We start from the raw sequence: 11,883 nt of genomic DNA on the forward strand, positions 1-11,883 counted from the left end.
AGCGATGTTCCGCCGTACGTTCTGGTTCACCGCCGGCGCAGCCGCCGGTGTCTGGGCCACCACCAAGGTCAACCGAAAGCTCAGGCAGCTGACCCCCGAGAGCCTCGCCGCGCGCGCCGCGGACAAGGCGATCGAGAGCGGTCACCGGCTCAAGGACTTCGCCCTCGACGTCCGCGACGGCATGGTCCGCCGCGAGGCCGAACTGGGCGAGGCGCTCGGCCTGGAGGCACCGGTCGACCCCGCACTCCCCGTACGGCGTTCCCGTGCGGTCGAAGCGGCCGAGCCCGCTCCGGCCGCCGACGCCACCGCCTACCGCAAGCTCCCCTACAACTCGTACAACCGGAATGAGGACCACTGATGGAGTCGGCTGAAATTCGTCGCCGCTGGCTGAGCTTCTTCGAGGAGCGCGGGCACACCGTCGTGCCTTCGGCGTCGCTCATCGCGGACGACCCGACTCTGCTGCTGGTCCCCGCGGGCATGGTCCCCTTCAAGCCGTACTTCCTCGGTGAGGTCAAGCCGCCCGCCGCCCGCGTCACCAGCGTGCAGAAGTGTGTGCGTACGCCGGACATCGAAGAGGTCGGCAAGACCACCCGGCACGGCACCTTCTTCCAGATGTGCGGGAACTTCTCGTTCGGCGACTACTTCAAGGAAGGCGCCATCAGCTACGCCTGGGAGGCTCTCACCACCTCCGTGGCGGACGGCGGCTTCGGTCTCGACCCCGAGCGGCTGTGGATCACGGTCTACCTCGACGACGACGAGGCCGAGCAGATCTGGCGCGACAAGATCGGCGTCCCGGCCGAGCGCATCCAGCGCCTCGGCAAGAAGGACAACTTCTGGTCCATGGGCGTCCCCGGCCCGTGCGGACCCTGTTCCGAGATCAACTACGACCGCGGCCCCGAGTTCGGCGTCGAGGGCGGTCCGGCCGTCAACGACGAGCGGTACGTGGAGATCTGGAACCTCGTCTTCATGCAGTACGAGCGGGGCGCCGGTGACGGCAAGGAGGACTTCCCGATCCTCGGCGACCTGCCGTCCAAGAACATCGACACCGGTCTCGGTCTCGAGCGCCTCGCGATGATCCTGCAGGGCGTGCAGAACATGTACGAGACCGACACCATGCGCGTGGTCATGGACCGCGCCACCGAGCTCACCGGCGTCCGCTACGGAGCCGAGCACGCTTCGGACGTCTCGCTGCGCGTCGTCGCCGACCACATCCGTACGTCCGTCATGCTCATCGGCGACGGCGTCACCCCCGGCAACGAGGGCCGCGGTTACGTGCTGCGCCGCATCATGCGCCGCGCCATCCGCAACATGCGTCTGATGGGCGCCACGGGCACGGTCGTCAAGGACCTGGTCGACGTCGTGATCAACACGATGGGGCAGCAGTACCCGGAGCTCATCACCGACCGCAAGCGCATCGAGACCGTCGCCCTCGCCGAAGAGGCCGCCTTCCTCAAGGCACTCAAGGGCGGCACCAACATCCTCGACACCGCCGTCACGGAGACCAAGGCCGCCGGCGGCACGGTCCTCGCCGGCGACAAGGCGTTCCTGCTCCACGACACCTGGGGCTTCCCGATCGACCTCACCCTGGAGATGGCCGCCGAACAGGGCCTCGCCGTGGACGAGGACGGCTTCCGCCGCCTGATGAAGGAGCAGCGGGACCGCGCCAAGGCCGATGCCCGGGCCAAGAAGACCGGCCACGCCGACCTGTCGGCCTACCGCGAGGTCGCCGACAGCGCCGGGGCCACCGACTTCACCGGCTACACGACGACCGAGGGCGAGTCGACCGTCGTCGGCCTCCTCGTCGACGGTGTCCCCTCTCCCGCCGCCTCCGAGGGCGACGAGGTCGAGATCATCCTCGACCGCACCCCGTTCTACGCCGAGGGCGGCGGCCAGCTCGCCGACCAGGGCCGGATCAGGACCGACACCGGCGCCGTGATCGACGTCCGCGACGTGCAGAAGCCCGTCCCCGGCGTGCATGTCCACAAGGGTGTCGTCCAGGTCGGCGAGGTGACGGTGGGGGCTTCCGCCCACGCCGCCATCGACCTGACCCGCCGTCGCGCCATCGCCCGTGCCCACAGCGCCACGCACCTCACGCACCAGGCGCTGCGCGACGCTCTCGGCCCGACGGCCGCCCAGGCCGGTTCGGAGAACTCGCCGGGCCGCTTCCGCTTCGACTTCGGATCGCCCGCCGCCGTCCCCGGCACGGTCCTCACCGACGTCGAGCAGAAGATCAACGAGGTCCTCTCGCGGGAGCTCGACGTCCAGGCCGAGGTCATGTCGATCGACGAGGCCAAGAAGCAGGGCGCCATCGCCGAGTTCGGCGAGAAGTACGGCGAGCGGGTCCGCGTCGTCACCATCGGCGACTTCTCCAAGGAGCTGTGCGGCGGTACGCACGTCCACAACACCGCCCAGCTGGGTCTGGTGAAGCTGCTCGGCGAGTCGTCCATCGGCTCCGGTGTGCGCCGTATCGAGGCCCTCGTGGGCGTCGACGCGTACAACTTCCTCGCCAAGGAGCACACGGTCGTCGCTCAGCTCCAGGAGCTGGTCAAGGGCCGTCCCGAGGAGCTGCCCGAGAAGATCTCGTCCATGCTCGGCAAGCTGAAGGACGCCGAGAAGGAGATCGAGAAGTTCCGCGCGGAGAAGGTCCTCCAGGCCGCCGCCGGGCTCACCGATTCCGCCAAGGACGTACGCGGTGTCGCCCTGGTCACCGGTCAGGTGCCGGACGGCACCTCCGCCGACGACCTTCGCAAGCTGGTCCTCGACGTCCGGGGCCGCATCCAGGGTGGCCGTGCGGCCGTCGTGGCCCTGTTCACCACGGCCAACGGCCGCCCGCTGACCGTCATCGCCACCAACGAGGCCGCCCGCGAGCGCGGTCTCAAGGCCGGCGACCTGGTCCGTACGGCAGCCAAGACCCTCGGCGGCGGTGGCGGCGGCAAGCCGGACGTCGCCCAGGGCGGCGGCCAGAACCCGGCCGCTGTCGGCGAAGCCATCGCCGCTGTCGAACGCCTCGTGACCGAGACGGCGTGACGGGACGGATGACGGACATGCGCCGCGGTCGTCGCCTCGCGATCGACGTCGGGGACGCCCGGATCGGGGTCGCCTCGTGCGACCCCGACGGGATCCTCGCCACGCCGGTGGAGACCGTGCCGGGACGCGACGTCCCGGCCGCCCACCGGCGGCTGGGACAGATCGTCGAGGAGTACGAGCCCATCGAGATCATCATCGGTCTGCCCCGATCCCTGGGCGGCGGTGAGGGGCCGGCCGCGGCCAAGGTCCGGGCCTTCGCCCAGGAGGTCGCCCGCTCGGCCGCACCCATTCCGGTGCGATTGGTGGACGAGAGGATGACCACAGTGACGGCGAGCCAGGGGCTGCGTGCCTCGGGTGTGAAGTCCAAGAAGGGCCGGTCTGTCATCGACCAGGCTGCCGCTGTGGTGATCCTCCAGAACGCTCTGGAGTCGGAGCGGGCGTCAGGTAAAGCTCCGGGCGAAGGCGTCGAAGTGGTTGTCTGATCGCGATACGGTAACGTTCCGCGCGATGCGGCGGTGTTCGAACAAACACTGCACAGCGAAGAGGCGGAACCTGTCTCGCGGCTCTAGGGGATCGATGACTGAGTATGGCCGGGGCCCCGGCTCCGAACCGTGGCATCCCGAGGATCCCCTGTACGGGGACCAGGGATGGGGAGGCCAGCAGTCTGCCCAGAACCAGTACGGCGGCCAGCAGCAGCCCTACCCGCAGGACCCCTACGCCCAGCAGCAGCCGCAGCAGACGTACCCCCAGCAGCCGCAGCAGTACGGCTCCCCGCAGGATCCGTATGCGCAGGGGCCCTATGCGCAGCCGCAGCAGCCGCATGACCCGTATGCACAGCAGGCTCCTCAGCAGTCGCACGACCCGTATGCACAGCAGGCCCCCCAGCAGTCGCACGACCCGTACGCGCAGCAGGCTCCCCAGCAGTCGCAGTACGACGGCGGCTGGGGCACCGGCCAGCAGCCCGTCGCGATGCCCTACGACGGCCATCCGCAGGACCCGTACGGAAACCGGTCGGCGGGCTACGGCGCGGAGCAGGACTACTACGGCACCCCCGAGGCGTACCCGCCGCCGCAGCCCCCGGGCCGGCGCGAGGCCGTGGCGGAGCAGGCCCCGCCACGGAACCCCGACTGGGACCCGGACGTGCCGGAGGAGGAGACGCACCCGTTCTTCACGGGCGTCGACGACGACCGGGCCGGCCGGAGCCCCCGCGACGACGATGACGAGTACGACGACGACCCGCGCGATCCGCGCAGGGACGGTGGCAGCGAGCGCCGGGGCAAGGGGAAGAAGAAGGGCCGCAACGGCTGTGCCTGCCTCGTCGTCTCCCTGGTCCTCGTCGGCGGACTCGGCGCGGCCGGCTATGCCGGATACACGTACTACCAGAACCAGTTCGGCCCCGCGCCCGACTACTCGGGCCAGGGCTCCGGCACGGTCGAGGTCGAGATCCCGAAGGGCGCTCTGGGCAACGAGATCGGCAACATCCTGAAGGAGAAGGGCGTCGTCAAGAGCGTCGACGCCTTCATCTCGGCGCAGGTCGAGAACCCCAAGGGGAACTCGATCCAGGCGGGCGTCTATCTGCTCAAGAAGCAGATGTCCGCGGCCGAGGCCGTGAAGATGATGGTCGACCCCAAGAGCCAGAATCTGCTGATCATTCCTGAGGGCACGACCAACAGGAACGTCTACAAGCTGATCGACAAGAAGCTCGGCCTCAAGGCCGGCACCACCGGCGACGTCGCCAAGAAGAACGCCGGCAGTCTCGGGCTGCCGGACTGGGCCGAGGACGACCCGGTCGTCGACGACCGGCTGGAGGGCTTCCTCTACCCGGCGGCCTACCCGGTCACCAACGAGATGAAGCCCGAGGCCGTCCTCAAGAAGATGGTCTCCCGGGCCAACGAGGAGTACGACAAGGCCGACCTCGAGCCGAACGCCAAGAAGCTGGGCCTCAAGAGCCCCTGGCAGCTGATCACGGTCGCCAGCCTCGTGCAGGCAGAGGGCAAGTACAAGCGGGACTTCGACAAGGTCGCGCGGGTCGTCTACAACCGGCTCAAGCCCAACAACACCGAGACCTACGGGCTGCTCGACTTCGACTCCACGGTGAACTACGCCAAGGCGCAGAGCACGCTGGACACGGGCCCGGTGTCGGACCTGCGGAAGTTCAAGGACCCGTACAACACGTACTACGTCCACGGTCTGCCGCCCGGTCCCATCAACAACCCCGGCGCGGCCGCTCTCCACTCGGCGATCAACCCCACGCCCGGGCCCTGGTACTACTTCGTCTCCGTCACCGAGGACAAGACGCTGTTCGCGACGACCAACGAAGAGCACGAGCGCAATCGCAAGAAGTACGAACAGGAGAAGTCGGGGCAGTGAGCACCATCCGCCGGGCAGCCGTACTCGGCTCGCCCATCGCCCACTCGCTCTCCCCGGTCCTGCACCGTGCCGCATACGCGGAACTCGGCCTCTCCCACTGGTCGTACGACCGCTTCGACGTGGACGAGGCCGGGCTTCCCGGCTTCGTCGAAGGGCTCGACGCCTCCTGGGCCGGCCTGTCACTGACCATGCCGCTGAAGCGCGCGATCATCCCGCTGCTCGACTCGGTCAGCGCGACCGCGTCCTCCGTCGAGGCCGTCAACACTGTGGTCTTCACCGAGGACGGCCGCCGTGTCGGCGATAACACCGACATCCCCGGCATGGTCGCCGCGCTGCGTGAGCGCGGCGTCGAGAAGACCGAATCCGCCGCCGTCCTCGGCGCCGGAGCCACCGCGTCCTCCGCGCTCGCCGCACTGTCGGAGATCTGCACGGGACCGGTCACCGCCTATGTACGCAGCCGCGAGCGCGGCGACGAGATGCGCGGCTGGGGCGAGCGGCTCGGCGTCGACGTACGGATCGCCGACTGGGCGGACGCGCAGCAGGCGCTGCACGCACCCCTGGTGATCGCCACCACGCCGGCCGGCACCACGGACGCGCTCACCGGTGCGGTGCCGGCGACTCCCGGCACGCTCTTCGATGTGCTGTACGAGCCCTGGCCGACCGGACTTGCCGCGGCCTGGTCGGCCCGGAGCGGCGCAGTCGTCGGAGGTCTCGACCTTCTGGTTCACCAGGCCGTTCTCCAGGTCGAGCAGATGACAGGGTGCTCGCCCGCCCCTCTCGCAGCCATGCGCCAGGCCGGCGAAGCGGCACTCGCCACCCGCTGACCCCACACCCCGAGGGGCACCGATCCGTCCGTCAGCTGGACCGGCGGCCTGGTCGGGGGCCCGGGCGTGGGAGGATCGAGGCGGCGGGCCAGGGCCGCGCACCCGGTCGCGCCGTTGCAGTTCCAGGCGCGAGCATGAGGAGCACCGTTGAGCAGGTTGCGCTGGCTGACCGCGGGGGAGTCGCACGGCCCCGCACTCGTGGCGACGCTGGAGGGTCTTCCCGCCGGTGTCCCGATCACCACGGAGATGGTGGCGGACGCACTCGCCCGGCGGCGGCTCGGCTATGGCCGCGGGGCGCGTATGAAGTTCGAGAAGGACGAGGTCACCTTCCTGGGCGGGGTGCGCCACGGGCTCACCATGGGGTCCCCGGTCGCCGTGATGGTGGGCAACACCGAATGGCCGAAGTGGGAGCAGGTCATGTCGGCCGACCCGGTCGACCCCGACGAGCTGGCCGCGCTGGCCCGTAACGCCCCGCTGACCCGTCCCCGCCCCGGTCACGCCGACCTCGCGGGGATGCAGAAGTATGGCTTCGACGAGGCCCGGCCCGTCCTGGAGCGCGCCAGCGCCCGGGAGACCGCGGCCCGGGTGGCGCTCGGCGCCGTCGCGCGGTCGTACCTCAAGGAGACCGCGGGCATCGAAATCGTCAGCCATGTGGTCGAGCTGGCCGCGGCCAAGGCGCCCTACGGTGTCTATCCCACGCCCGCCGATGTCGAGAAGCTCGACGCCGACCCGGTGCGCTGCCTCGATGCCGCGGCGAGCAAGGAGATGGTCGCCGAGATCGACCAGGCCCACAAGGACGGCGACACCCTCGGCGGTGTGGTCGAGGTGCTGGCGTACGGGGTGCCGGTCGGCCTCGGCTCGCACGTGCACTGGGACCGCCGTCTCGACGCCCGCCTCGCTGCCGCCCTCATGGGCATCCAGGCCATCAAGGGTGTCGAGGTCGGCGACGGCTTCGACCTGGCCCGGGTCCCCGGCTCGAAGGCGCACGACGAGATCCTGGTCACCGAGGACGGCATCAAGCGTGCGTCCGGCAGGTCCGGCGGTACCGAAGGCGGTCTGACCACCGGTGAGCTGCTGCGGGTCCGCGCCGCGATGAAGCCCATCGCGACCGTGCCCCGCGCGCTCGCCACCGTCGACGTCGTCACGGGTGAGCCCGCCAAGGCCCACCACCAGCGCTCCGATGTCTGTGCCGTGCCGGCCGCCGGGATCGTCGCCGAGGCGATGGTCGCGCTGGTCCTGGCCGACGCCGTCGCGGAGAAGTTCGGCGGCGACAGCGTCCCCGAGACGCACCGCAACGTGCAGTCGTACCTCGACCACCTCCAGATCCGATGAGCGGCCCGCTGATCGTCCTCGTCGGCCCGATGGGCGTCGGCAAGTCCACGGTCGGCGAGCTGCTCGCCGACCGCCTTGGCAGCACCTACCGGGACACCGACGCGGACGTGGTGGCCACGGCGGGCAAGCCGATCTCGGAGATCTTCTACGACGAGGGCGAGGAGCACTTCCGCGAGCTGGAGCGACAGGCGGTACACACCGCACTCGCCGAGCACACGGGCGTCCTCTCCCTCGGCGGCGGAGCCGTACTCGACGAGACGACCCGCGTCCTGCTCACCGGCCACCCCGTCGCCTATCTGTCGATGGACGTGGAGGAGGCCGTCAAGCGGGTCGGGCTGAACACGGCGCGCCCGCTGCTCGCCGTCAACCCGCGCCGGCAGTGGCGTGAACTGATGGACGCGCGCCGCCATCTGTACACCGAAGTGGCGCGGGCGACCGTCGCCACCGACGGGCGCACCCCCGAAGAGGTCGCCCAGGCGGTCCTCGACGCACTGGAACTGCCGGAGCGCGCGGGCGACCCCGCCGCGCCCGGCCGGGAGAACACACACATGACGGACCAGGCACCCACGCGCATCCAGATCGCCGGAAGCGCGGGCACCGACCCGTACGAGGTGCTGGTCGGCCGGCAGCTGCTCGGCGAGCTGCCCTCGCTCATCGGCGACCGCGCCCGGCGCGTCGCAGTCCTGCACCCCGAAGCCCTCGCCGAGACCGGTGACGCGGTCCGTCAGGACCTCGCAGACCAGGGCTACGAGGCCATCGCCATCCAGCTGCCGAACGCCGAGGAGGCCAAGACCGTCGAGGTCGCGGCGTACTGCTGGAAGGCACTCGGCCAGACCGGCTTCACGCGCACCGATGTCATCGTCGGTGTCGGCGGGGGCGCCACCACCGATGTGGCCGGGTTCGTCGCGGCCACCTGGCTGCGCGGAGTGCGCTGGATCGCCGTGCCGACGACCGTGCTCGCCATGGTCGACGCGGCAGTCGGCGGGAAGACCGGCATCAACACCGCCGAGGGCAAGAACCTCGTCGGCGCCTTCCACCCGCCGGCCGGGGTGCTCTGCGACCTCGCCGCCCTCGACTCGCTGCCCGTGAACGACTACGTCAGCGGCATGGCCGAGATCATCAAGGCCGGCTTCATCGCCGACCCGGCGATCCTCGACCTGATCGAGGCCGACCCGGAAGGCGCCCGTACGCCCGCCGGACCGCACACGGCCGAGCTGATCGAGCGCTCCATCCGGGTCAAGGCCGAGGTCGTCTCCAGCGACCTCAAGGAGTCGGGGCTCCGCGAGATCCTCAACTACGGTCACACCCTCGGCCACGCCATCGAGAAGAACGAGCGCTACAAGTGGCGCCACGGTGCGGCCGTCTCCATCGGGATGGTCTTCGCCGCCGAGCTGGGCCGGCTGGCCGGCCGACTCGACGACGCCACCGCCGACCGGCACCGCGCGGTCCTGGAGTCCGTCGGGCTGCCCCTCACCTACCGCGGCGACCAGTGGCCCAAGCTGCTGGAGAACATGAAGGTCGACAAGAAGTCCCGCGGCGACCTGCTGCGCTTCGTCGTCCTCGACGGACTGGGCAAGCCCACCGTCCTGGAGGGCCCCGACCCGGCCGTGCTGCTCGCCGCGTACGGGGAGGTGTCGGCATGACCCGCAGGGTCTTCGTGCTGAACGGGCCGAACCTCGGCCGGCTCGGCTCCCGCGAGCCCGACGTGTACGGAGCGACGTCGTACGCCGGACTCGTCGATGCCTGTCAGGCGCTCGGCAAGGAGCTCGGCTTCGACGTCGACGTCCGGGAGACCAACGACGAGGGCGAGCTGATCCGCTGGCTGCACGAGGCCGCGGACGGTTCGGTTCCGGTCGTTCTCAACCCGGGGGCGTTCACCCACTACTCGTACGGAATGCGGGACGCGGCCGCCCAGCGCACCGCCCCGCTGATCGAGGTGCACATCTCGAACCCGTACGCACGGGAGGAATTCCGCCACCACTCCGTGGTCGCGCCGGTCGCCACGGGCACCGTGGCCGGATTCGGGATCGGCTCCTACCGGCTCGCACTCCGCGCCCTCGCGGACGAACTGACCGACTGACAGACGGGCGCACCGGTCGGCCCACGGGTCGACGGGGCACTCCGTACCGTCCCCGGCCGTTGTCTCCACGGCGGCCGGGGACGGTACGGTTGCCGTTCCACCAGCGCCAGTTGCCTGTACGAGACGGAGTGGCACCGGATGCAGCACGCAGTGGGGGCCCCGCTGCCGCCGCCCGAAGGACCCGGAAACGGACCTGCCGGCTGGACGCACCAGGCCCAGCACCCCGGCCATCCCGGTCCGCCGGGGCCACCGCCCCCTCCTGCGCCCCAGGGCCAGGGCTGGGCCGGGCCCGCCCCGCACCACGCCCCCGCACCCGTCTCCCGGGAGACCACCGGGCACATCCAGCTGCCCCCCGGCGGACCTGTCCCCCTGCCCGCACCACCGACAGAACCGGGCACGGGCACGGCGACCCTCGCCGTTCTTCTGATCGGTCCCGCGGGCGCCGGCAAGACCACCGTGGCCAAGCTGTGGGCCAGCCGCCGCCGGGTCCCGACGGCACACGTCAGCCTCGACGATGTCCGCGAATGGGTCTGCTCCGGCTTCGCCGACCCGCAGGCCGGATGGAACGACCACTCGGAGGTCCAGTACCGTCTGGCCCGCCGCACCTGCGGCTTCGCCGCCCGCAACTTCCTGGCCAACGGCATCTCCTGCATCCTCGACGACGCGGTCTTCCCCGACCGTCCGGTCGTGGGCCTCGGCGGCTGGAAGCGCCATGTGGGCCCCGGTCTGCTGCCCGTGGTGCTCCTCCCCGGCCTGGAGATCGTGCTGGAGCGCAACGCCGCCCGCAGCGGCAACCGCCGCCTGTCGGACGAGGAGGTCGCCCGGATCCACGGCCGGATGGCGGGCTGGTACGGCTCGGGGCTGCCGATCATCGACAACTCCACGTACGACGTGGAGACCACGGCCCGCGTCCTCGACGACATTCTCGCCCGCTCCATAGCCAGCCCGCCCACATGGTGACGACGGGGCGGACGGTGCCGCTCCCGCACGGCTGAGCCCTGCCCCGCCCCGCCGCTGCGGCCCGGCGGCCGCGGCCCCCCCCGGTCGGGTGCGCTGACCGCGCAGCCCGGGGCTCCCGCTCGTAGGCTCGTGGCATGTCAGAGGTGTACACCGTCCGCCGCGGGCTGCTGCGCGACCGGTGCGCCGCCGTCGGATCCGCGGCCGCTCTCGTCTCCCGCCCCGCCAACGTCCGCTACCTCGCCGGTGGCGCGCCCCCGGGCGCCGTGCTGCTGCTCGGCCCCGAGGAGGACGTCCTGCTCTGCCCCCACGCGCCGACCGGCGATCCTGTCCAGGGGCACACCGATGACCAGCTGCGGCTGGCCCTGCTGCCCGCCGCCGACGGCGATCCGGTGGTCGCCGCCGCCGACCTGGCCACCTCCTCCGGCGCGGAATCGCTCTCCGTCGAGGAGCACGATCTGACGGTGTCCCGTCATCGGGCCATGCACGCGGTCGCCCCGCGGCTCCAGCTGGCCGACCTCGGCGCCACGGTGGAGCAGCTGCGCATCGTCAAGGACGAGGAGGAGATCGCCTGCCTGCGGATCGCCGCCGAGATCACCGACCAGGCGCTCGGGGAACTCCTCGAGTCGATCCTCGTCGGCCGCACCGAACGGCATCTCGCCCTGGAACTGGAACGGCGGCTGGTGGACCACGGCGCCGACGGACCCGCCTTCTCGACCTCCGTCGCCACCGGACCCAACTCGGGCCAGGGCCGTCACCGGCCGTCGGACCGGCGCGTGGAGGAGGGAGATTTCCTCTCCGTCTGCCTCGGCGCGAACTACCGCGGCTACCGGTGCGAGATCGGCCGCACGTTCGTCATCGGGACCGCGCCGGCCTCCTGGCAGATCGACCTGTACGACCTGGTTTTCGCCGCTCAGCGGGCCGGACGCGAGGCATTGCTGCCCGGCACCGCGTACCGCGATGTGGACCACGCGGCCCGTCATCTCCTGGACTCCGCGGGCCACGGCGAGTGCCTCGCACCCTGGACCGGGCACGGCGTGGGGCTCGAAATCGACGAGGACCCGCAGCTGGCACCGGCAGCCATGGGTAAACTGGACGCTTGTGTGCCGGTCACCGTCGAACCGGGGGTCCACCTCCCGGGCCGGGGCGGGGTCCGGATCGATGACACGCTCGTCGTGCGCCCCGAGGCGGACGGCGGACCCGAGCTACTCACCATTACGACCAAGGAGCTGCTCGCGCTCTAGCGCGCATCCTCGGTCGTCCACCAGCTTCAGTCCAGGAGATTCCGCAACC

General features: G+C 70.9%; 10 protein-coding genes. All 10 read left to right on the forward strand.

From position 1 onward, the window contains the following. Positions 1 to 4: 4 nt before the first annotated feature. Positions 5 to 358 (forward strand): DUF6167 family protein, encoded by a 354-nt coding sequence (locus tag OG878_RS32300; protein ID WP_328890045.1) that lies wholly within the window; start codon positions 5 to 7, stop codon positions 356 to 358. Continuing rightward, complete coding sequence (gene alaS / locus OG878_RS32305) at positions 358 to 3,027, forward strand: alanine--tRNA ligase (protein WP_328890046.1); 2,670 nt, start codon at positions 358 to 360, stop codon at positions 3,025 to 3,027. The genes OG878_RS32300 and alaS overlap by 1 nt, the downstream gene beginning before the upstream one ends. Positions 3,028 to 3,035: 8 nt before the next feature. Beyond that, positions 3,036 to 3,509: a Holliday junction resolvase RuvX gene (ruvX, locus tag OG878_RS32310; protein ID WP_328891456.1), complete on the forward strand. Its 474-nt coding sequence runs from the start codon at positions 3,036 to 3,038 to the stop codon at positions 3,507 to 3,509. A gap of 94 nt (positions 3,510 to 3,603) precedes the next feature. Next, entirely contained in the window at positions 3,604 to 5,397 is a 1,794-nt protein-coding gene (gene mltG / locus OG878_RS32315; RefSeq protein WP_328890047.1) for an endolytic transglycosylase MltG, read from the forward strand. Next, positions 5,394 to 6,221 carry a shikimate dehydrogenase gene (locus tag OG878_RS32320; RefSeq protein WP_328890048.1) on the forward strand — a complete coding sequence of 276 codons (828 nt, stop codon included), beginning with the start codon at positions 5,394 to 5,396 and terminating at the stop codon, positions 6,219 to 6,221. Before mltG ends, OG878_RS32320 begins: the two co-directional genes overlap by 4 nt. A 147-nt stretch (positions 6,222 to 6,368) precedes the next feature. Continuing rightward, positions 6,369 to 7,553 carry a chorismate synthase gene (aroC, locus tag OG878_RS32325; protein WP_277325108.1) on the forward strand — a complete coding sequence of 395 codons (1,185 nt, stop codon included), beginning with the start codon at positions 6,369 to 6,371 and terminating at the stop codon, positions 7,551 to 7,553. Continuing rightward, positions 7,550 to 9,196, forward strand: coding sequence for a 3-dehydroquinate synthase (gene aroB / locus OG878_RS32330; protein ID WP_328890049.1), 1,647 nt, complete (start codon positions 7,550 to 7,552; stop codon positions 9,194 to 9,196). The genes aroC and aroB overlap by 4 nt, the downstream gene beginning before the upstream one ends. Continuing rightward, positions 9,193 to 9,633 carry a type II 3-dehydroquinate dehydratase gene (gene aroQ, locus OG878_RS32335; RefSeq protein ID WP_328890050.1) on the forward strand — a complete coding sequence of 147 codons (441 nt, stop codon included), beginning with the start codon at positions 9,193 to 9,195 and terminating at the stop codon, positions 9,631 to 9,633. The genes aroB and aroQ overlap by 4 nt, the downstream gene beginning before the upstream one ends. 138 nt (positions 9,634 to 9,771) lie before the next feature. Further along, complete coding sequence (locus tag OG878_RS32340) at positions 9,772 to 10,593, forward strand: Pro-rich N-terminal domain-containing protein (RefSeq protein ID WP_328890051.1); 822 nt, start codon at positions 9,772 to 9,774, stop codon at positions 10,591 to 10,593. Positions 10,594 to 10,727: 134 nt separating this feature from the next. Further along, positions 10,728 to 11,834 carry an aminopeptidase P family protein gene (locus tag OG878_RS32345; protein WP_328890052.1) on the forward strand — a complete coding sequence of 369 codons (1,107 nt, stop codon included), beginning with the start codon at positions 10,728 to 10,730 and terminating at the stop codon, positions 11,832 to 11,834. The last annotated feature ends 49 nt before the right edge of the window (positions 11,835 to 11,883 follow it).

Origin of the sequence: Streptomyces sp. NBC_00316 (assembly GCF_036158715.1) — a bacterium.
GTDB lineage: Bacteria > Actinomycetota > Actinomycetes > Streptomycetales > Streptomycetaceae > Streptomyces.